Origin of the sequence: Janthinobacterium sp. LS2A, from assembly GCF_036543145.1 — a bacterium.
Lineage (GTDB): Bacteria > Pseudomonadota > Gammaproteobacteria > Burkholderiales > Burkholderiaceae_D > Janthinobacterium > Janthinobacterium aestuarii.
Genome location: NZ_JAZHPB010000003.1, coordinates 321,602 through 341,729 on the forward strand (window position 1 = coordinate 321,602; position 20,128 = coordinate 341,729).

Consider the following 20,128-nt stretch of genomic DNA (forward strand, 5'->3'; position numbering starts at 1 on the left):
CCGGCCCAGCAAAGTGCGCAGATAACCGGCCATTTTACCCGATGCCGGCGCCATCGGCGGACAGCGCCCGCAAGGCATCGGCCACGCGCGCGTAGCGCAGGCGCACGCCCAGCTCGCGCTTGATGCGCGTATTGTGCAATCGGCGCGATTCGGACATGAACGACAGCAGCATCGGCGTGACCACTTGCCGCAGCTCGGCACGAGGCAGGCGCGGCGGGCGCGGCAGGCCGAACGTGTCGGCCACGGCATCGAAATACTCGGCCATTTTGAGTTCGCTGTCATCGCTGGCGTGATACACACGTCCCGGCTTGCCGCGCCACAAGGCCCGTTCGATGATGCGCGCCAGGTCGTCGGCATGGATATGGTTGGTGTACACATCGTCATCCGCGGCCAGGGCCGGCGTGCCTTCGCGCAAGCGTTTCAAAGGCAAGCGGTCGTCCGCATAGATGCCGGGCACGCGCAGGATGGCCACCTTGGCGCCGCGTCGCGCGCCCCAGCCGCGCAATACCTGTTCGGCGTCCACGCGCCGCTTCGCGCGCGCATTCGCCGGCGCCGTCGTGCGCGTTTCATCGACCCAGGCGCCAGCGCAATCGCCATACACGCCGCTGGTGCTCACATACACCATGCGTGCATGCTCGGGTAAAATGGCGGCCAGATTGCGCGTGCGCCGGTCCAGCAAGCCCGACGACAGGGGCGGCGCCAGGTGCACGATCATCGTCGCCAGTCCCGCCAGCCGTTTCAGGCTGGCCCGGTCGTCGAGGTTAGCCACGATGGGCACGGCGCCGGCTTCCCGCAACTGCGCGCAGCGCGCCGGCTGGCTGGTGACGGCAAAGACGCGAAAGCGCGCGCGCAGCAGGGGCAGCAAGCGCATGCCGACGTCGCCGCAGCCCAGGATCAGCAGGCGCGGCAAGCCTGACGGCTTGCGCAAAGAGTGCATTAACATATTTTTCATCTCAAGGATTGTATGACTTTTCAAATTACTGTTCAGCCCAGCGGCCACCAATTCAGCTGTGAAGCGGACGAAACCGTCCTGTCGGCGGCGATACGCGCCGGCGTCGGCCTGCCATACAGCTGCAAGAGTGGCGCCTGCAGCTCCTGCAAGGGCAAGATCGTGTCCGGCAATGTACAGCATAAGCCATATCAGCCCCGCTCCCTGACGGAAGATGAAGCGGCAGCCGGCTACTCGCTGCTGTGCTGCGCCGTGCCCCAGGGCGACCTCGTGGTGCAGGCGCGCGAAGTGGCGGGCAGCAGCGATTACCCGATCAAGAAAATGCCGTCGCGCGTGACCACCATCGAAAAAGTCGCGCCCGACGTCGTCGTGCTGACCCTGCAGTTGCCAGCCAGCGAGCGCCTCAACTACCGCGCCGGACAGTATATCGAAATCATGCTGCGCGACAACAAGCGCCGCAGCTACAGTATGGCCAGCGCGCCCGTCGAAGGCGGCCCCGTGAGCTTGCACATCCGCCATATGCCAGGCGGCCTGTTCACGGACCAGGTATTTGGCACCATGAAAGAGCGCGATATCCTGCGCTTCGAAGGCCCGATGGGCACCTTCTTCCTGCGCGAAGATTCCGACAAGCCCGTCGTGCTGCTGGCCTCGGGCACGGGCTTTGCCCCGCTGAAAGCCATCGTCGAGCACATGATCAACGAGCAATCCCCGCGTCCGATCACCCTGTACTGGGGCGGGCGCCGTCCGCACGACCTGTACATGGACGCGCTGTGCCGCCAGTGGGCCGCCGACTTGCCGCAGTTCACCTATGTGCCCGTCGTGTCGGACGCCCTGCCGGAAGACGCGTGGGAAGGCCGCACGGGCTTCGTGCACCAGGCCGTTATCGCCGATTTGCCCGACATGTCCGCGTATCAAGTGTATGCCTGCGGCGCGCCGATCGTCGTCGAGTCGGCCAACCGCGATTTCGTGCAACTGTGCCAGTTGCCAGCCGACGAGTTCTACGCGGACGCCTTCACCACGGAAGCCGACCTGGCCAAGTAAGCGTCACCGTCCAGACAGCGGGGCGCGGCTGGTGCGGCGCCCGCTGCCACCACCGCTCTATCCCGCTGCTTCCTGGAAATTTCATGTCTCTCGCCTCTGCCGGCAACGGCTTCAGCATCCTGCGTCACCGCAACTTCGCCTTTTATCTTTCCGCCCGCGTGCTAGGCACGGTGGCCGTGCAGATGCAAAGCGTGGCCATCGGCTGGCAGGTGTACCAGATCACGGGCAGCCTGTTCGACCTGGGCTTGATCGGCCTGGCGCAGTTCGCCCCCTTCCTCGTCTTGATTTTGCCGGCCGGCCACGTGGCCGACCGCTACAACCGCCGCAACATCATCGCCTGGTGCCTGGCGGCGCAGCTCGCTTGCGCGCTGGCCCTGCTGGCGTTCACCCTGAGCGGACTTTCCATCGTCTGGCCCGTGTTTGCCGTGCTGGTGCTGTTCGGCAGCGCGCGCGCCTTCATGATGCCGGCTACGCAAGCCGTGCTGGTGAACATGGTACCCACGCAACACTTCAGCCGCGCCGTCGCGCTCAGCTCGTCGAGCTCGCACGTGGCCATCATCCTGGGGCCTACCCTGGGCGGCTTGCTGTATTACTTCGGCCCCAAGGTCGTGTATTTGATCTCGTCCGCGCTGCTGGTCGTGTCCGTCCTGCTGATGCGCGCCACCACGCCCGCGCCGCAGGTGGTCAAACGCGAACCCGTCAGCTGGCATACCCTGCTCGAAGGCTTGCGCTTCGTCTGGTCGAAACCCATCGTGCTAGGCGCCATTTCACTCGACCTGTTTGCCGTGCTGTTCGGCGGCGCCACGGCCCTGCTGCCGGCGCTCGCGCACGACGTGCTGCATATCGGCCCCAGCGGCCTGGGCCTGCTGCGCACGGCGCCCGGTGCAGGCGCGGCCCTGTGCTCGATCGCGCTGGCCATCTTTCCCATCACGCGCCGCGTGGGCGCGTGGATGTTCGGCGGCGTGGCCGTCTTCGGCCTGGGCACGCTGGTGCTGGGCAGCACCAGCTATTTCCCGCTGGCGCTGGCGGCGCTGTTCCTGATGGGTGCCGGCGACATGGTCAGCGTCTACATCCGCCACCTGCTGGTGCAGTTCGAGACGCCCGACGAAATCCGCGGCCGGGTCAGCGCCGTGAACGCCGTCTTCATCGGCGCCTCGAACGAGCTGGGCGAATTCGAGTCGGGCCTCACAGCCGGCTGGTTCGGCCTCGTGCGCGCCGTGCTCTTCGGCGGTGCCGCCACCCTGGCCGTGACGGGCATCTGGGCCGTGCTGTTCCCCGTGCTGTCGCGCATGGACCGCTTCCCCCACCACGAGAAGGAAGCGGCCGCCAGGACGGCCACCACGGCGGCAACTTAAGCGCTAAGATGCGCTATCCCAACTGATGCATCCTGGCACCATGAAAATCACGCTTCCGTTCCGCAGCTTCATCCGCAGCCGCCCCCACCTGAGCCTGGCCACGGTCATTGGCGTGGCGGCCGGTCTGCTGCTGCCCGCATCGTGGCAACAGATGACGCGGTTGCTGACGGCGTGGAACGTGGCCGTCTGGTTCTACTTGGCGACGATGGCCTGGATGATGATGCGCGCCAACCACCACCGCGTGAAAATGATGGCGGCGCGCCAGGACGAGCGGGCGGCAACAGTCTTGTCGGCCCTGTCCGTCGCTTCCGTGATGAGCCTGGTGGCCATCGTCTCGCAGCTGTCTTCGATGAAAGACCTGGCGCCGGACGAGCGCGCACTGCACTACGGCTTGACGATCCTCACCCTGGTCGGCTCCTGGTTCCTCGTCGGCACCCTGTTCTGCTTCCACTACGCCCACCTGTATTACCAGGCCGATCCCGCACTGCGCCCGTTGAAATTTCCCGACGACGAGCAAAACCCCGATTACTGGGATTTTCTGTATTTCGCCTTCACCATCGCCGTGGCCGTGCAGACGTCGGACGTTTCCGTGCAGACGCGCATGATGCGCCAGATCGTGCTGGGGCAATCCGTGCTGAGCTTTTTCTTCAACCTGGTCGTGCTGGGGCTGTCGATCAATATCGCCGCCGGTCTGATCAATGGTTGAAATAATTTCGTAGTGGAAACTTGACCTGGCTGAAGGGTTAAGCTCATCTTAATCGTGCGCACCCTCTTGAAATACTGGAAAGAGGAGTAAGATAAGTTCCATGCACAGAGGTCATGTGCATGGGGCAGCAACCAGGCCGCAGCACGCCTGAGATGGGTTTTTTTTGAATTGACAGGAGTAAGCATATGCAAATCAATATTCATACCGACAGCACCATCGCCAACACCGCTGGACTGAACGAACATGTGCAATCCGTACTTGAAAGCGCGCTGAACCGCTTCCGCGACAACCTGACCCGCATCGAAGTCCACATCAGCGACACGAATGGCCCGAAAGGCGGCGCCGACGATATTCGCTGCGTCATGGAAGCACGCGTTGCTGGCTACCAACCGATCGCCGTGACCGAACAGAACGCCACCGTGCATCAATCCGTTGCCGGCGCCACCGACAAACTGAAACGCGCCATCGATAGCGCCCTGGGCCGCCTGCAAGACAGCAAGCGCCACGCCACCGGCAAGAATGCCGTGATCGATACGGCCGAAGCGGAAGAAACCGCCGAGTAACTCCCCACCTGCAGGATTTCCAGAGACTGAGGCAGCCGTTCAAGGCTGCCTTTGCACATCTGGCCCGCCTTTTACGCGCGGCAACTTCAATAATAAAACTGCAAGCATTCCGGCGTATTAACACCGCAATGAAATAATTGTCGTATTTCTCACAGTAAGTGACATCAAGCAAGCCTTTGTCGTTACAGCCAAGGCCGCTTTACGCTATCATGAAGCTACCGGCCCTCTGCTCGCGCGCGCCGGCTTTTTGAAAGTGTGATTGTGGAACAGATCGGCAACTTCGGCGCTTCAGGCTGCAACATCGGCGATTTACAGCTATTTCGCGATGGGGCGGATAGCCAGACGGCCGCCATGCTGGCGCCCTGCCCCGTCATGCGCCTCGAAGCGGGCGAAGCCATTGCCGACACACAGGGTACTTGCCTATACATCGTCCTGCGCGGTTCGCTGGCCGTGGCCGCCGACATCCATACGGGCATGGATGACGGCACCGTCAGCAAGGTCTTGCCCGGCGAAAGCGTGGGCGAACAATCGGTGCTCGATGAAGCGAGCAACCTGGCCGCCATTTCCGCCCTGGAAGAAACCGACTTGCTGGTGATCGACGCGGCCGTCGTCTGGGAATTGATCGAGCAATCGAACGGCCTGGCGCGCAACCTGCTGCGCCTGCTGTCCTTCCGCATCCGCGCCGCCAACGCCTTGCTGCGCCGCCGGCAGAAACTGGGCGAGTTTTACCGCCAGCTGTCGATGGTCGACAGCCTGACGGGCCTGTACAACCGCGCCTGGCTGACGGATTTACTGCCGAACATGATCGTCACGGCCCACGCCAGCGGCTCGCCGCTGTCGCTGGTGATGATAGACCTCGACCATTTCAAGCGCTTCAACGACACGCACGGCCACCAGGCGGGCGACCAGGCGCTGCGCATCGCCGCGCAAGTGCTGGGCGCGGCCCTGCGGCCCACGGATTTCGCCGTGCGCTACGGTGGCGAGGAAATGATGGTGATCTTGCCCGATACCAACGAACACGTGGCCCTGCGGGTCGCCGAACGCTTGTGCGAACGCATGCAGCAAGCCGTCATCTTCGCCGACATGCGCAGCGCGCTGCCGCACATCACGGGCTCGTTCGGCGTGTCCAGCCTGGCGGCCGAACAGGATGACCATGCGCTGATCGCGACGGCCGACGCGGCGCTCTACCGCGCGAAGGCAGGCGGACGCAACCGGGTCATGCTATAGCTCAGGCAGCCTTGCTGTCGGCCGGCTTGGTCGCATCCGGCTTGGCAGCGTCATCCTTCTTGCTGCTGTGCGCGGCGATGAAATCCGCATAGCCCTTCTGCACCAGTTCATACGTCTTGTCGATATTGCCGGCGATATCACCACCCAGCACTTTCAAGCCTTCCAGGATATCGCGCGCTTCCTTGAAGCCTTTTTCCATGCCGCCGCTGATGGTATCCATGAATTTTGTCAGAGCCGCATCGTCATCCAGGTCGGGATTCTGTTTCTTGAAGGCGTCAAAAAACCCGGTCGACAGCGATACAATGCGGCTCGCCGTCGCTTCGGCGCTATTATCCTGCGACGCCGCGTTCTGGATCGCATCGTCGCCGTACTGGCCCTTCAGCGCTTCATTGATGTTGGTGATGGCCGTCTTGTACAGCAGCGCCAGCGGCTCGTTCTCGGAACCGATCGACACGTTCAGCGACGCCTGCATGATGGAGGCGTTCAATTGCAGCTTCGTGCGGTCGTTGACGCTCATTTCAGCGTTGATGCCGTCCTTTTGCTGGACTTTCTCGTCCTTGCCGGCAACGCCCGTACTGACGGAAGTCACGGAAGGGTTGGAATTGCCGCCTGCGGCGATGGGAATTGACACGATAGACCTCCTTGAACGGGCAATGTATGCCACCATGCGGGAAACGCGATGATGACCATCCTCTCGTGTAGTATCGGCAGGTTTTCAGAAAACTGTAGCAGCGGCGCGTTTACGGCCCGGATAACCAATCAAGCAACCAAGTAATGACCATCAATGACTAACCAGACCTTTCTTTGGCACGACTACGAAACCTTTGGCGCCCAGCCGCGCCGCGACCGCCCGGCCCAGTTTGCCGCCATCCGCACGGATGCCGAACTCAACGAGATCGGCGAGCCGATCATGCTGTATTGCCAGCCAGCCAATGATTTCCTGCCAGACCCGCAATCGTGCCTGATCACGGGCATCACGCCGCAGCAGTGTCTGCAGCTGGGCGTGCCCGAACACCAGTTCGCCGCTACCATCGAAGCGGCCTTTTCGGAGCCGGGCACCATCGGCGTGGGCTACAACACCATCCGTTTCGACGATGAAGTCACGCGTTTCCTGTTCTGGCGCAACCTGATCGATCCGTATGCGCGCGAATGGAAGAACCATTGCGGCCGCTGGGACATCCTCGACGTCGTGCGCATGACGCATGCGCTGCGCCCGGAAGGCATTCAATGGCCGAAGCGCGACGATGGCCAGACCAGTTTCAAGCTGGAACACTTGAGCAAGGCCAACGGCCTGGCCCACGAAGCGGCGCACGATGCGTTGTCGGACGTGCGCGCCACCATCGCCCTGGCGCGCCTGATCAAGCAGAAACAGCCGAAACTGTTCGAATTCTGCCTGGCGCTGCACAAGAAGGACCGGGTCGCCAGCGAAATGGGCATGCACCTGGCCGCCGGCGAGCGCCAGCCTTTCCTGCACGTGTCGGGCATGTTCCCCGCCGAACGGGGCTGCGTGGGCGTCGTCTGGCCGCTGGCCACGCACCCGAGCAACAAGAACGAGATCCTCGTCTGGGATTGCGCCTACGACCCGCGTGAACTGTTCGAACTGGACGCCGACACCATCCGCACGCGGCTGTTCACGCGCAAGGAAGCCATGCCCGAAGGCATGACGCGCCTGCCAGTGAAAAGCGTGCATCTGAACAAGTCGCCCATGCTGGTCGGCAACCTGAAAACCTTGTCGCCGGCCATGGCCGCGCAATGGGGCATCGACGTGGACGCGGCGAAGGTCAACGCGCAACTGGCCGCGACGGCGCCGAACATGGATGCCATCTGGGCCGAAGTGTTCGAGCGCCCTGGCGCGAACGTGGCGCTGGACGTGGATGAGGATCTGTATAACGGTTTCGTCAGCAACGACGACCGCCGCCTGCTCGAATCCTTGCGCCGCGAAACGCCGGCCAAGCTGGCCACGGCCCGCCCCTCGTTTGCCGACGAACGCCTGCAGGAATTGCTGTTCCGCTACCGCGCCCGCAATTTCCCGCAAACGCTGAGCGAAGCGGAAAGCCTGCGCTGGGAACAGCACCGCGCCGCCCGCCTGTTCGACGGCGACGGCGGCGCCCGCACGATCGAAATGCTGTTTACGGAAATCGACGTGCTGTCGGAATCGGTGGATGAGCGGGGAGAAGAGATTTTAGGCGAGCTGTACGACTACGCGGAGATGGTGGCGCCCATGCGCGACTGAAAGAGGGCGCGAGCCGGGTAGGTCGGATTAGCGGGCAGAAGGCCCGCGTAATCCGACAACATTGTTGACGTTACCGATGTTGTCGGGTTACGGCCGCTGGCCTAACCCGACCTACATTTTTGATGGATGGTGCTTAAACCGAACGATGTTGATTGATCGCATCGCGCGTTTCAATGGCCACGCGGCGGGCCGCGTCGGCAAAATCTTCGCCCGCTTGCGGCGTGGCGTAGATGATGGCGCGCGACGAGCTGATCATCATGCCCATGCCGTTCGCCGTCTGGCCCGCGCCGACGGTGGCGGCGATGTCGCCGCCCTGGGCGCCGATGCCGGGCACCAGCAGCGGCATGTCGCCGACGATGGCGCGCACTTGCGCCAGTTCTTCAGGGAAGGTGGCGCCAACGACGAGCGCGCACTGGCCGTTCTTGTTCCATTTGTCGGCCACCAGGCGCGCCACGCGCTGGTACAGCGGTTCGCCATCCGTATTGAGGAATTGCAGGTCCGAGCCGCCCGGGTTCGAAGTGCGGCACAGGATGATCACGCCGCGGTCTTTCCACGCCAGGTAGGGGTCTAGCGAATCTTCGCCCATGTAGGGATTCACGGTGACGGCGTCGGCGCCGTAGCGCTCGAACGCTTCGCGCGCGTATTGCGTGGCTGTCGCGCCGATGTCGCCCCGTTTCGCGTCGAGGATCAGCGGGATGTGCGGGTAGTTCTCGCGCACGTAGCGGCAGATGTCTTCCAGCTGCTTTTCCGCGCCCAGCGCGGCAAAATACGCGATCTGCGGCTTGAAGGCGCAGGCCAGGTCGGCCGTGGCGTCGATGATGCGCGTGCAAAAGGTGGTGATTCCATCAGGCAAGTCGCGCAGGTCGGCCGGCAGTTTCGCCAGGTCCGGGTCCAGGCCTACGCACAGCAGGGAATTATTGGCCGTCCACGCGGCGGATAATTTATCGATGAAATTCACGGCACACCTTCTCTATATTCAGTTGCAAACCCCGTATTGTAACGCGGCATGGACCCGTGAAGGCAGCCAGGGGCCGCGTCCGGCGCTTATTAAACCGACATTGCGGGCTGTTTCAGGTATATTTGCCTCACCTCCTTTACTCTGCACGGAACCCATCATGCAAATCACCAATCAATTCATAAAATGGCTGCGCCTGGCCCTGAGCGTCACCGTCCTGGCCGGCATCCTGACGGGCTGCGGCTACAACGACTTCCAGAGCAAGGACGAAGCCACCAAGGCCGCCTGGGGCGAAGTGGTCAACCAGTACCAGCGCCGCGCCGACCTGATTCCCAACCTGGTCAACACTGTCAAGGGCTATGCCACGCACGAACGCGAAACCCTGGAAGCGGTGACCAAGGCGCGCGCCGCCGCCACCAGCTTCCAGATCACGCCCGAAGTGCTGAACGATCCGGCCGCGTTCGAGAAATTCCAGCAAGTACAAGGCCAGTTGTCGTCGGCCCTGTCGCGCCTGATGGTGGTGTCCGAGAAATACCCTGACCTGAAGGCCGATACGAGCTTCCGCGATTTGCAGTCGCAGCTGGAAGGCACGGAAAACCGCATCACCGTGGCGCGCCAGCGTTACATCACCGCCGTGCAGGATTACAACGTGCATGCGCGCAGCTTCCCGAACAACCTGACGGCCATGGTCTTCGGCTACAAGGTCAAGCCATCGTTCACGGTGGAAAACGAAAAAGCCATCTCGACCGCGCCGACCGTCAACTTTGGCAAATAAGATGAAAGCCTGGTCTTATCTGGCGGCGCTGGCGACGGCGCTGCTGCTGTGCACCAGCCTGTCCGCCAGCGCGCAGGGTCTTGTGCCCGTGCCGCCGCTGGCGGCGCGCGTGACGGACAACGCCGGCATGCTCGACGCCAAGCAGAAAGCGGCGCTGGAAGGCGTGCTGGCCGATTACGAAGCCAAGACGGGCAGCCAGATCGCCGTGCTGCTGGTCAAGAGCACGGAACCGGAAGCCATCGAGCAATACAGCATCCGCGTGACGGATGCCTGGAAGCTGGGCCGCAAGGGCGTCGATGACGGCGTGCTGCTGATGGTGGCGAAGGACAACCCGTCGTCGCTGCGCCGCCTGCGCATCGAGGCGGGCCGCGGCGTGCAGGGCGTGCTGACGGATGCGCAATCGAAACGCATCCTGCAGGACGTGATCGCCCCCCATTTCAAGCAGAATGATTATTACGGCGGCCTGGTCGCCGGCGTGGGGTCGATTGCCACCCTGCTGAACCAGGAGCAATTCCCCGCCCCGGCCCAGCAGAAAGCGCCGGCCACGGTGGACGCGGGCGGCATGACCTTCTGGCTGCCGCTGCTGTTCTTCGGCTTTCTCGTCGTGCTGACCCTGTTCCGTTCGCGCGGCGGGCCTAACCGCCTGCAGCGCGGCAGCAACTGGTCCAGCGGCGCCACCGGCGTCGTGCTGGGCAGCATCCTCAGCCAGGCGCTGAACAACCGGGGCGGCGGTGGCGGCTTCGGCGGCGGAGGTGGTTTTGGCGGTGGCGGCGGTGGTTTCGGTGGCGGCGGCGGCGGATTTGACGGCGGCGGCGCCTCGGGAGATTGGTAATGACGAAACAACTGACATTCGGACAGCGCTGCGGACGCGCCTTGAAACATTTGCGGGGCACGCCCGCGACGGCGCGCCAGGCGTTTCCGGAACGCACCCTGAAAGCCATCGAGACGGCCATCGCCGACGGTGAAACGATGCACCGGGCGGAAGTGCGCCTGATCGTCGAAGCGGCCCTGACGCCAGGCATGGCCTACCAGGGCGTGAGCAACCGCGAGCGGGCGCGCGAACTGTTCGCCCAGTATGGCGTGTGGGATACGGAAGACAACGTTGGCGTGCTGATCTACATCAACCTGGCCGAGCACCAGGTCGATATCGTGGCCGACCGCAACGTGGGCCGCCGCGTCACGCCGGAACAGTGGCAAGCCGTATGCCGCACGATGACCAAGGGTTTCAAGGATGGCAATTACCACGACAGCACGCTCGATGCCTTGCAGCAGTTGAATACTTTGCTGCAAAGCCACTTCCCCGCTGACGGTACGCGCGGCAACCAGTTGCCGAACGAACCCATTCTCCTCTGATTCCTGCCCAGGGATTAAAATCTGCCCATTGCCGCGCAAGCCTGTGGCCTGGGCAGCGCTCTCTATTACCCGCCGAGGAGCACACATGAAACTGATCAATAAAACCGCCATCGTCACGGGCGCCACGCAAGGCATCGGCCTGGCTTGCGCCACCCGCCTGATCGCCGAAGGGGCGCAAGTGATGCTGGTCGACATCAAGGAAGAAGGCGCGCAGGCGGCCACCGCCCTCGGACAGCAGGCGCGCTTCTTTTGCGCCGACGTCAGCCAGAAGGCGGACGTCGATGCCATGCTGAAGGAAACCTTGGCCCAGTTCGGCCACATCGATATCCTCGTCAACAATGCGGGCGTCACGCACGCGGCCGATTTCCTCGACGTGTGCGAAGACGATTTCGACCGGGTCATGCGCATCAACCTGAAATCGATGTTCCTGTGCGGCCAGGCCGTGGCGCGCGAGATGGTCAAGCGCAACAGTGGCTGCATCATCAATATGTCCAGCGTGAATGCGGAACTGGCGATCCCGAACCAGGTGCCGTACGTGGTATCGAAGGGCGCCATCAACCAGCTGACGAAGGTCATGGCCCTGAACCTGGCGCCGCACGGCGTGCGCGTGAACGGCATCGGACCGGGCACCATCCTGACGGAACTGGCCAAGCAGGCGGTGCTGTCTAGCCCGGAGGCGCGCCACACGATATTGTCGCGCACGCCGCTGGGCCGCTGCGGCGAGCCGGAGGAAGTGGCGGGCATCGCAGCCTTCCTGGCCAGCGACGACGCCACCTACATGACGGGCCAGACCATCTATGTCGATGGCGGGCGCATGGCGCTCAACTACACGGTGGCCGTGAAGGAATGAGGGCAAGACGAGGCAGTTATATCAAAAAACGATAATGGTTATCTGAAAAGACCATTAGACACATATCGTGCGACGCAGCATAATGCACCTGTCTCCACTATTCTCCTCCAAGAAAATAGTTTTAAGCCCGCTTTCACCAGCGGGCTTTTTTTTGCCCTCAATGCTGAAACATGGCCATTCATGCCATGACGCACAATCTTCCCGATTATTCTGCCTGCCGCAAAAAAAATGTTGCGGCGTGTCATCAGGCCGTCATTTTCGCCCCCTATACTTGCTTCATCTGCTGTACAGGCAACCGATATGCCTGACTACAGACAGGTGTGCCGCGATGGCACACCACTCCCCTTTCATGACCATGGCGGGCGCCGGCAAGGCGCGCGACATGGTGAGTACCGAGCAACTCTCAACTCTTGACCCATTTCATTTGGGTTTTTGGCCCGCGCCCCCGCGGGCCTTTTTTTGCCCGTACGGCAAGCTCTTGCGCAAAAACACGGTGGCCCGCCACGCACATGATATTGTGACTGCCTTTCCAACCGTCCTGACGCATCATGCCCGCACCCTTGCCCGAACTCTGTTTTTCCGACCGCTATGAAAGCCTGCGCTACCGCACCGCGCTGCTGCTGTATGCCCTGGTGATCCTGATCGGCGACATCCCCGGCGTGCGCGCGGACGTGGGCCAATATGCGTCGGGCGGCGTGCTGCATTCCGTCGGCTATGGCGTGCTGGCACTGATCCTGTTCAGCGGCACGGCAGGCGGCATGGCGCGCCGGGCGCTGCTGTCGGTGCTGATGGTGGCGGCCATGGGCGCGCTGGACGAATTCATCCAGAGTTTCCTGCCTTACCGCCGTGGCGCCGTCAGCGACTGGGTGGTCGATATCACGGCCGCCGTGGCCGTGGTGCTGCCGCTCTACTTTTGCTGGCCCGGCATGGCCGCCGCCGCGCTGAAGAAACAGCAGGGCTGATCACAGCGCGGTGTCATCGCCGGCACCGAGCGCCAGCGGCAACTGGCCCTGGCCCGCTGCCGCCCTGCCGGCGATGCGGCGCAGCACCGTGCGCATCTCGCGCCGGCTGGCTGCTCCCGCCGCACGCGCCGCATCGCGCTGCATCTCCATCAACTGTTCCGACCGTGACAGCCTCGTCAAGGCATGCAGGGCCTGGGTCAGCGCATAGCGGGCGCGCGCACCGTTCGCTGCGCCCGGGGCGCCGTACACGGCAATCACCAACTCATTGATCAGCTTGACGCTATGGAAATCGGCAGACATTTATTCTCCTGAAATAAGCAACGGGGAACAAGGCAATGGGCGAACGCCGTGCCCGCCCTGCGCAAGAATGTCTTTTATACCAAGCTCGACAATTGAAGCGCTTGATGTACCTCAATGTGAAATAACAAGTACTGAACATCTTTCCCGCCCTGCTCTCTTACTAGCAGCAGTTGCGGCCATGCCTGGCATGCGCCATTGACGCTGACCTCCGCCACACCCTGGAAACCGGGTTAACACTTTGTCAGACCAAGAGGAGAACAAGATGAGAGTAAAAAAAACCATGGCGCTGGCCGGCCTGCTGTGTACGTTGGCCGCCTGCAGTTCGGATCCGAACCGCACCAGCATGAGCAGCACGAATGGCCGCAGCGGTGAAAGCTACAGCAATACGGCCGGGACGGGCAGTGCTGGCAGCACGTCGGCCGGCACCGGCACCAGCAGCACCATGAGCGACACCGGCACGGGCAGCAGCGGCACCGCAGGCACCGGCAGCGCCGACGCGCGCACCTCCACGGCCAACAACGCCATGAACATGGACGGCAGCCAATCGGGTGTGAGCATCGCCTCCGCCACGGTGCAATCGATCGAGCCGGTGCCGCGCGGCATGGATCAGGGCAGCAGCGACATGCAATCGGGCAGTTCCGGCACGGCGGGCACCACCTCGGGCAACATGCAATACCGGGTCACTCTGCGCCTGGACGACGGCAGCACGCGGGCCATCATGCAAAACTCCCAGCCCGGCTACCAGATCGGCGATAGGGTCAAGGTGGTCAACGGCTTGCTGCAGCGCTATTAGCGATACCGGGGATCAGCACAGGGATCAGCGCGGCATGCACTGATTACGCCTGACCACTGGCGTTCGGGGTACTGAACGCCAGTGGTCTGCCGCGCCGCCAATGCCCGGGCAACAAACAAGAGGCAAGGCAGGATTCCATCTGCCTTGCCTCTTGCCTCTTGCCTCTTGCCTCTTGCCTCTTGCCTCTTGCCTCTTGCCTCTTGTCGGTCGCCCTTGGTGACTGTTGTGCCTACTGCTAGTCCCTCCTCTTCATCGTCTCCCTCATGTCCGTCGTGCTCATCGTGTCTACCTCGCGCCGGGAGCGCCGTTCCCGTGCTCCCGGCGCAAGCGCCTACTCCACCATGCCTATCTTGCGCTGGCTTGCCGCCAGCCCTGTGATCAGTTCCGCCGCTTTTTTCCCGGCCAGGAAGGCGTGGTCGGAATTGTAGTATTCCCACTCACTGTAGCGTCCGGCCAGCACGATGTCCTGCGTGGACAGCCATGCTTTCACCAGCGCCACGTTGGCGGCCCGCGCGTGGTCGTACACCACATAGGCGTACGGCATGTCCACCTGGTTGGCGGCCAGCAGCCGGTCATCGTCGCGCAACAAGCCCACCGCGATGCAATCGGCCACGCAGCGGTCGATCAGGGCCTGTCCATCGAGCGGCAACGGTTTCCAGGGCGAATAACTGATCTCGCACGTGAGGCCGAAACCGCCCGGCGCATTGCAGTGGGGGCTGGCATTCCCTTGCAGGAAGATACGGTGGAATATCGTCTCTTCCGGATAGTAAATCCAGTGTTTCTCGCTGATGTTTTCGCGTGCCACGCCCAAGTTGACGCAGCGTACGGAAATATGCCGCAAGGCGCGCGCCGCCGCCTGTACCTGCGGCGGCGCCTGCTCGCCAATCAGGCGCACCAGTTGCGGCAAGGGCATGGTGCTGAGCAAGTGCTGGTAACGGAAGCGGCGGCCGTCGCCCAGCACGACCACATGCTGGCGCGGCAAGACCTGCACCACATCGGCATTGAGTTCCAGCTTGCCTTGCAGGTGCGGCAGGAAGCCCGACATCAAGGCCTGGAAACCGCCACGCAAGGGATAGCCGAAGCGCGCATTCGGGCCCATCGGCCTGGCCACCGGTTCCAGCGCGCCCTCGATGATTTCTTCCAGGTTCGGCAAGGGCACCCGCCCGCCCAGCCACGACGTTTCCATCTCGGCCAGGGGCACGGTCCACAATTTCTTGTTGTAGGGAATGGCGAAATGGCGGGCGATGCCACTGCCCCACACCTGATGGATGAATTGCTCGAAATTGGGCGCGCTCTGGGCTTGGGCTTGGGCCGGCGCCGCTACGGCATCGTGCACCTGCTCCAGCCCCGTGCCGCCGTCGGCGCAGCAGTCTTCCACGGCGCAGGCCGCTGTCGCTGCATTGCCGGGGGCCGCCGGCGCCTTGCCGTAGCGCGCCTCGATGGCGCCGACGATGCATTCCTTGATGACGGCCGGAGGCAAGCCGTACAACGCTCCCTGGAATGGATAGCGCGTGTAGACCTGCTTGCTGTAGACCCAGGCTTCGCGGTTTTGCCAGTGCAGGTTGGCGCCCAGCAAGGTGCGATACATCTCGAGCACATAGTCGTCGTTGGAAAACATGATATGGCCCGCGTGATCGAAGGTAAAACCCCGGTCCTGGATGGAGCGGCACCAGCCGCCCACGGCGGCATTTTTATCCAGCAGCAAGGTATCGGCGCCCAGGTGATAGGCGGCGCTCAGTCCCGTCGGGCCGGCGCCGATGATGGCGCAGGCCACGGCGTGCGGCGCACCGGGGGGATGCAGCAGGTTGACATCGGCGCCGGCGCCCGGTGCGGCGGCCTGCGCCGTGCTGGCGGCGGGCACCTGCTGGCGTGCGCCCTGCCCCGGCGGTGTCGTGTCGAGCAAGGTGCGCATCTGGTCCACCGTGGCATCCCAGGAGGTAGCCTCGGCGATGGCGCGCATGCTGGCGGCCATCGCCGCGCGCTGTTCCGGCGTCGCGGCCAGCGCCGCCTCGCAAGCGGCAACAAAGGCTTCCGGCGTATCGGCAATGGCCACGATGTCGCCATACGGCACGGCCACATCGGTGATCGAGGTGCTGACGATGGGCAGCTGTGCCGCCATGTATTCGAGCACCTTGGTCGGACTGATGAAGCGGGTCGCTTCATTTCTGGCGAAGGGCAGCAGACACACGTCCCAGCCGGCCAGGAAGTGCGGCAGCGCCTGGTAAGGCTGCTGGCCCAGGTAATGGATATTCTGCCGCTGCGGCAAGCTGGCCGGGTCGATCTTGAGGATGGGACCGACCAGCACGATTTGCCAGTCGGGATGGGCGTCGGCCAGCGCCGCTACCAGGGCCGGCTCGAAACGCTCGTCGATCACACCGTAATAGCCGAGCCTGGGCCGGCCGATCTCCGCTTGCGCGGGATGGCCATTGTGGCGGTCCAGCGCCTGTTCGAAGTGCACGGTATCGACGCTGCTGGCGAAGCAATGGACGTTCGCGTGGCGCGTGCGCTTCGCCTCGAACAGGCTGGGGCCGCCCGCGAACACGAGGTCGGCGCGCGCCAGCAAGGCCGTTTCGCGCTGCAGCAGTTGCCGAGGCGCATTCTTGAATGCAGCCAGTTCATCCATGCAGTCATACACGACCAGATCCGCGTGCAGCGCCGGCAGCAGCGGCAGCGCCATCGGCGTATAGAACCACACAATGGGATCGTCGGCAGGCGTGATCTGGCTCAGCAAGGGCTGCAGCACGGCCAGCTGGTCGTCGTGAAAGCCGGGCGCCTGCACGGCCGTACGGGGCTGGCACACGGTCACGTTCGGTGCCGGCGTGGACAGTTCCAGCGTACCGGGCCCATCGTGCCAGACAGGTTCCTCGACGAAGACCACGCGGTAGAACTGCGCCAGCCGCGACAGCAGCTGCTGCGGACGCTGATACACGAAATTCCAGCGCAAATGGGAAAAAACGATGATGGTTCGCATGCCAGTTCCTTTCTGCCCCGCCAGGGCAAACGTTGAACAAAGTTGTCCGGTCAGGCGCTGTGCCTGCCGTAGTGCCGCCGCGTAAGGGGGCACGAGGATGCGCCGCAGCCGCTCCCCCCCCTCGCCTTCCAGGCCGACATCCCACAGGCCGCTGTGGTGCCAGTGGCTGGCATCATCCCAGTCGGGCCGGTCGATGATGGGATAGATGCAGATGCCGCGCAGCGCGGCGCCATGCTGGACGGCCAGCGCCGCCTCGGCGGCCACGTCGCGTATCCACGCACCGCGCCCGCTGCCCACGTGGCTCGTTTCGGCCAGCAGCAGCGGCCGCTGGTAGCGGGCCTGCACTTCCAGCAGCAACTGGTGCAGGGGCATGCGGCGCGGTTCGCCCAGGTGCCACCACAGGCGCAAATTGCTGCCGCTTTCCCACTGGTTGCTGTGGTAATAGTTCAAGCCGATCAAGTCCAGGTAGCGCGGCGCGCCGCCCAGTTCCGGCGCTTGCCGGCCGCACAGCATGTCCCACGCTTCGAACTGCGAGGCGCGCCAGGCGGCCGCCTGTGCAACCCAGTCCGTGCGTCCGGGCGGCGCGGTCACGTGGATCAGGGGATCACATTGCAGAAAGCGCGCCTGCGGGCTGACGGCGCGGATGGCGTCGCAGCCGGCCACGGTGGCGCGCACCAGCTGCCGCTTGCCTTCGTGGCCGGCATCGGGCCGGTACATATTCAGGCACTGAAACATGTGCACCGACAAGCCCCAACTGGTAAACGAGATTTCATTGATGGGCGAATACACGGGCGCGCAACCCGCATATGGCGCGAGGAACTGCGCCGCCGCCCGGCAATAGCGGGCAAAGCGCGGCACGAAGTCGGGCGAGAACAGGTCGAGTTCAGACGGCCAGCCGTAGTGGCAGAAGGTCCAGTTGATTTGCAGTCCCAGCTCCTGCGCCACGGCGGCGCGCTCCTCGATGCCGGAAAAATCGAACTGGCCATCGCGCTCGGCCAGGCGCCAGCCTATGCTTTCGCGCACGCTGCGGATGCCGAACTGGCGCAGCAGCAAATAGTCTTCGCGCACCCGGTCCAGGTGACCCGTGGCGCGGTTCATGTCCAGCGCCTGGCCGCCATGGGTGACGTGGTCGGCGCCCTCGTAGCCCGCCTGCCAGTAAGTCAGGAACGGCGCTGCCGCGCCATCGGTATCGGCCATGCCTGCTCCTCTTGATGTGATGAACCAGATGAAACGTGCCGGGCCCGGCTCCCGTTCAATTGAGCCGGATATTGCGGGTGGCCGCGCTGAGCAGCTCCAGCGCGGCCTTCGGCGTTCGGTCCGCCGTCAGCAGACCATTGGTTTCCTGGAACGTGTCGGCGAACTGCGTGTAGCAAAAACCGCTGAACATCTGCGCCGTGTTGACGACGTTCATCAGGCGCCGGTAGATATCAAGGAAGGCCGCCTCGTTGCCCACGCGCGCATAGCCCCAGGTTTCCGCCGATTCGCTCTGTTCCCTGTCAAAGGCAATGCCGCCAAATTCCGTGAGGACGATGGGCTGGCCCCGGTGCGGAAAGCCGTCGAGCGTGAGGATGCGTCCGCCCGGGCGGCGCTGGTCGAACAAGGTGGTGCGGGCCGAATCGCTGATCGCATAGCGCGCCTGCAGCCGTTCCGGATCGCAGTCGTAATCGTGGATGCCGAGGATGTCCGTGGCCGACGCTTCCCAGCCATCGTTGCCGATCACGGGCCGCGTGGGGTCGAGCGTGCGCGTCAGGTGATACAGTGCCTCGACGGCGTTGCGGTGGGCCTGGATGGCCGTCAGGTTGGGCACGCCCCACGATTCATTGAACGGCACCCATACGAGGATGCATGGATGGCTGTAGTCGCGCTCGATCACGTCCGTCCATTCGCGCACCATGCGCGTGATGGCCTTGCTGGAAAAGCGGTACGTCGATGGCATTTCTTCCCACACCAGCAAGCCCAGGCGGTCGGCCCAGTACAGGTAGCGCGGGTCCTCGATCTTCTGGTGCTTGCGCACGCCGTTGAAACCCAAGGCCTTGGCCAGCTCCACGTCGCGCCGCAGGGCGTCGTCGGAAGGCGCGGCCAGCAGGGTGTCGGGCCAGTAGCCCTGGTCGAGCACGAGGCGCAGCGGATACGGCCGGCCATTGAGCATGAAGCGGTCGCGGTTGATGGCCACCGAGCGCAGCGCCGTGTACGATTTGACCGTATCGAGCAGCTCGTCGCCATGCCACAAGGTCACTTCGGCATCGAGCAGGATGGGCCGTTCCGGACTCCACAGCAGTTCGTTGCGCGAATCGTCGATGCCGGGGTCGGACAAAGCGATCTTGCGGCTCGCTTCGTTTTCGATCAGCTTGTATTGGTCGTCGGCCAGCAGGTTGTCGCCATGCCAGATACGCACGGCCACCGTGAGGTCATCCTGCAAGTCGCCCGTGGCGAAGACGTCACAGCCGATCTCGTAGCCCTCGAACACGGGCGTCCAGCGCAGCTTGCCGATATAGGTGGCCGCCACGCGCTCGATCCACACGCTTTGCCAGATGCCCGTGGTGCGCGGATACCAGATGGAATGCGGCAGCAGCTGCCAGTCCTGCTTGCCGCGCGGCTTGGCCAGGTCGTGCGGATCGTCCTCGACGCGCACCGTCAGCACTTGCGGCCCGTCGGACAGCAGCGCATGGCTGATGTTGGCGACAAACGGCGTATGCCCGCCTTCGTGGTCGGCCACCACGTGTCCGTTCAGCCATACCTTGGCATGGTAGTCGACGGCGCCGAAATGCAGCAGCACGCACGGGCCGCCCGGCTGCAGAAAAAATTCGCGCTGGTACCAGCAGACGCGGTGAAAACCACGGTCGCCCACGCCACTGGCCTGCGATTCCGGCGGAAACGGCACGATGATGTCGTGCGTCCAGTCGATGCCGCCATCGGGCAGCCGGTAGCGCCGCTCATTGTCGAAGGTAAAACGCCAGGCGCCGTTCAACGATTGCCAGTTTTCACGCACCATCTGCGGGCGGGGATACGCGAAACCGCCCTCGCCAGGCTGGGCTGTCCCGGCCTGGGCATCATTCGTATCGGGTGGGGAGAGATGGTCATTGAGCATGCCTGTT

General features: G+C 63.6%; 18 protein-coding genes. 12 read left to right on the plus strand and 6 right to left on the minus strand.

Annotated elements, in window-relative coordinates:
- Positions 1-34: 34 nt before the first annotated feature.
- A complete protein-coding gene (locus tag V3C40_RS11715; RefSeq protein WP_331777502.1) occupies positions 35-952 on the minus strand; it encodes an SDR family oxidoreductase in 918 nt (305 codons plus the stop codon).
- A gap of 12 nt (positions 953-964) precedes the next feature.
- Between V3C40_RS11715 and V3C40_RS11720 the strand changes: the two genes are divergently transcribed.
- The 5 genes from V3C40_RS11720 to V3C40_RS11740 all read left to right on the plus strand — a co-directional run bounded on the left by V3C40_RS11720 (position 965) and on the right by V3C40_RS11740 (position 5,841).
- Positions 965-1,990, plus strand: coding sequence for a CDP-6-deoxy-delta-3,4-glucoseen reductase (locus tag V3C40_RS11720; RefSeq protein ID WP_331777503.1), 1,026 nt, complete (start codon positions 965-967; stop codon positions 1,988-1,990).
- An 83-nt stretch (positions 1,991-2,073) separates the two neighbouring features.
- The gene (locus V3C40_RS11725) at positions 2,074-3,345 is read left to right on the plus strand and encodes an MFS transporter (protein ID WP_034759952.1); all 1,272 of its coding nucleotides are present in this window, start codon (positions 2,074-2,076) and stop codon (positions 3,343-3,345) included.
- A gap of 40 nt (positions 3,346-3,385) precedes the next feature.
- Positions 3,386-4,051: a DUF1345 domain-containing protein gene (locus V3C40_RS11730; protein WP_331777504.1), complete on the plus strand. Its 666-nt coding sequence runs from the start codon at positions 3,386-3,388 to the stop codon at positions 4,049-4,051.
- A gap of 185 nt (positions 4,052-4,236) precedes the next feature.
- Entirely contained in the window at positions 4,237-4,614 is a 378-nt protein-coding gene (locus V3C40_RS11735; RefSeq protein ID WP_034781728.1) for an HPF/RaiA family ribosome-associated protein, read from the plus strand.
- 261 nt (positions 4,615-4,875) lie between these two features.
- A complete protein-coding gene (locus V3C40_RS11740; protein ID WP_034760367.1) occupies positions 4,876-5,841 on the plus strand; it encodes a GGDEF domain-containing protein in 966 nt (321 codons plus the stop codon).
- 1 nt (position 5,842) lies between these two features.
- Here V3C40_RS11740 and V3C40_RS11745 read toward each other — a convergent pair whose 3' ends face one another.
- Positions 5,843-6,472, minus strand: coding sequence for a DUF5610 domain-containing protein (locus tag V3C40_RS11745; protein WP_254671615.1), 630 nt, complete (start codon positions 6,470-6,472; stop codon positions 5,843-5,845).
- Between the two features lie 153 nt (positions 6,473-6,625).
- Here V3C40_RS11745 and sbcB point away from each other — a divergent pair, with 153 nt between their 5' ends.
- Positions 6,626-8,074, plus strand: coding sequence for an exodeoxyribonuclease I (gene sbcB / locus V3C40_RS11750; RefSeq protein WP_331777505.1), 1,449 nt, complete (start codon positions 6,626-6,628; stop codon positions 8,072-8,074).
- Positions 8,075-8,207: 133 nt separating this feature from the next.
- Here the strand turns inward: sbcB and pyrF are convergent, their stop codons facing one another.
- Complete coding sequence (gene pyrF, locus V3C40_RS11755) at positions 8,208-9,032, minus strand: orotidine-5'-phosphate decarboxylase (RefSeq protein WP_331777506.1); 825 nt, start codon at positions 9,030-9,032, stop codon at positions 8,208-8,210.
- A 157-nt stretch (positions 9,033-9,189) separates the two neighbouring features.
- Here pyrF and V3C40_RS11760 point away from each other — a divergent pair, with 157 nt between their 5' ends.
- The 5 genes from V3C40_RS11760 to V3C40_RS11780 all read left to right on the plus strand — a co-directional run bounded on the left by V3C40_RS11760 (position 9,190) and on the right by V3C40_RS11780 (position 12,969).
- Complete coding sequence (locus V3C40_RS11760; protein ID WP_331777507.1) at positions 9,190-9,804, plus strand: LemA family protein; 615 nt, start codon at positions 9,190-9,192, stop codon at positions 9,802-9,804.
- A 1-nt stretch (position 9,805) separates the two neighbouring features.
- Positions 9,806-10,636, plus strand: a complete 831-nt coding sequence (locus V3C40_RS11765; RefSeq protein WP_331777508.1) for a TPM domain-containing protein — start codon at positions 9,806-9,808, stop codon at positions 10,634-10,636.
- On the plus strand, positions 10,636-11,157 hold the full coding sequence (locus V3C40_RS11770; RefSeq protein ID WP_070303283.1) for a TPM domain-containing protein: 522 nt from the start codon (positions 10,636-10,638) through the stop codon (positions 11,155-11,157). The genes V3C40_RS11765 and V3C40_RS11770 overlap by 1 nt, the downstream gene beginning before the upstream one ends.
- A gap of 85 nt (positions 11,158-11,242) precedes the next feature.
- The gene (locus V3C40_RS11775) at positions 11,243-12,007 is read left to right on the plus strand and encodes an SDR family NAD(P)-dependent oxidoreductase (RefSeq protein ID WP_331777509.1); all 765 of its coding nucleotides are present in this window, start codon (positions 11,243-11,245) and stop codon (positions 12,005-12,007) included.
- A 548-nt stretch (positions 12,008-12,555) separates the two neighbouring features.
- Entirely contained in the window at positions 12,556-12,969 is a 414-nt protein-coding gene (locus V3C40_RS11780; RefSeq protein WP_070303285.1) for a VanZ family protein, read from the plus strand.
- Here the strand turns inward: V3C40_RS11780 and V3C40_RS11785 are convergent, their stop codons facing one another.
- Positions 12,970-13,269: a hypothetical protein gene (locus V3C40_RS11785; RefSeq protein ID WP_331777510.1), complete on the minus strand. Its 300-nt coding sequence runs from the start codon at positions 13,267-13,269 to the stop codon at positions 12,970-12,972.
- Between the two features lie 262 nt (positions 13,270-13,531).
- Between V3C40_RS11785 and V3C40_RS11790 the strand changes: the two genes are divergently transcribed.
- Positions 13,532-14,062 (plus strand): hypothetical protein, encoded by a 531-nt coding sequence (locus tag V3C40_RS11790; RefSeq protein WP_161781531.1) that lies wholly within the window; start codon positions 13,532-13,534, stop codon positions 14,060-14,062.
- Positions 14,063-14,393: 331 nt separating this feature from the next.
- On the opposite strand, the gene V3C40_RS11795 is transcribed toward V3C40_RS11790, so the two are convergent.
- Both V3C40_RS11795 and V3C40_RS11800 read right to left on the minus strand, forming a co-directional pair.
- Positions 14,394-18,230 (minus strand): NAD(P)-binding protein, encoded by a 3,837-nt coding sequence (locus tag V3C40_RS11795; RefSeq protein ID WP_331777511.1) that lies wholly within the window; start codon positions 18,228-18,230, stop codon positions 14,394-14,396.
- Between the two features lie 55 nt (positions 18,231-18,285).
- Complete coding sequence (locus tag V3C40_RS11800) at positions 18,286-20,025, minus strand: glycoside hydrolase family 2 protein (RefSeq protein ID WP_442907254.1); 1,740 nt, start codon at positions 20,023-20,025, stop codon at positions 18,286-18,288.
- Positions 20,026-20,128 lie beyond the last annotated feature (103 nt).

Excerpts from the sequence above, each read along its gene's own strand:
- V3C40_RS11780 (WP_070303285.1), top strand. The coding sequence starts at position 12,556 with ATGCCCGCACCCTTGCCCGAACTCTGTTTTTCCGACCGCTATGAAAGC.
- V3C40_RS11785 (WP_331777510.1), bottom strand. The coding sequence starts at position 13,269 with ATGTCTGCCGATTTCCATAGCGTCAAGCTGATCAATGAGTTGGTGATT.
- V3C40_RS11770 (WP_070303283.1), top strand. The coding sequence starts at position 10,636 with ATGACGAAACAACTGACATTCGGACAGCGCTGCGGACGCGCCTTGAAA.
- V3C40_RS11735 (WP_034781728.1), top strand. The coding sequence starts at position 4,237 with ATGCAAATCAATATTCATACCGACAGCACCATCGCCAACACCGCTGGA.
- V3C40_RS11795 (WP_331777511.1), bottom strand. The coding sequence starts at position 18,230 with ATGGCCGATACCGATGGCGCGGCAGCGCCGTTCCTGACTTACTGGCAG.
- V3C40_RS11760 (WP_331777507.1), top strand. The coding sequence starts at position 9,190 with ATGCAAATCACCAATCAATTCATAAAATGGCTGCGCCTGGCCCTGAGC.
- V3C40_RS11730 (WP_331777504.1), top strand. The coding sequence starts at position 3,386 with ATGAAAATCACGCTTCCGTTCCGCAGCTTCATCCGCAGCCGCCCCCAC.
- V3C40_RS11720 (WP_331777503.1), top strand. The coding sequence starts at position 965 with ATGACTTTTCAAATTACTGTTCAGCCCAGCGGCCACCAATTCAGCTGT.
- sbcB (WP_331777505.1), top strand. The coding sequence starts at position 6,626 with ATGACTAACCAGACCTTTCTTTGGCACGACTACGAAACCTTTGGCGCC.
- V3C40_RS11790 (WP_161781531.1), top strand. The coding sequence starts at position 13,532 with ATGAGAGTAAAAAAAACCATGGCGCTGGCCGGCCTGCTGTGTACGTTG.
- V3C40_RS11725 (WP_034759952.1), top strand. The coding sequence starts at position 2,074 with ATGTCTCTCGCCTCTGCCGGCAACGGCTTCAGCATCCTGCGTCACCGC.
- V3C40_RS11775 (WP_331777509.1), top strand. The coding sequence starts at position 11,243 with ATGAAACTGATCAATAAAACCGCCATCGTCACGGGCGCCACGCAAGGC.
- V3C40_RS11765 (WP_331777508.1), top strand. The coding sequence starts at position 9,806 with ATGAAAGCCTGGTCTTATCTGGCGGCGCTGGCGACGGCGCTGCTGCTG.
- V3C40_RS11800 (WP_442907254.1), bottom strand. The coding sequence starts at position 20,025 with ATGGTGCGTGAAAACTGGCAATCGTTGAACGGCGCCTGGCGTTTTACC.
- V3C40_RS11715 (WP_331777502.1), bottom strand. The coding sequence starts at position 952 with ATGAAAAATATGTTAATGCACTCTTTGCGCAAGCCGTCAGGCTTGCCG.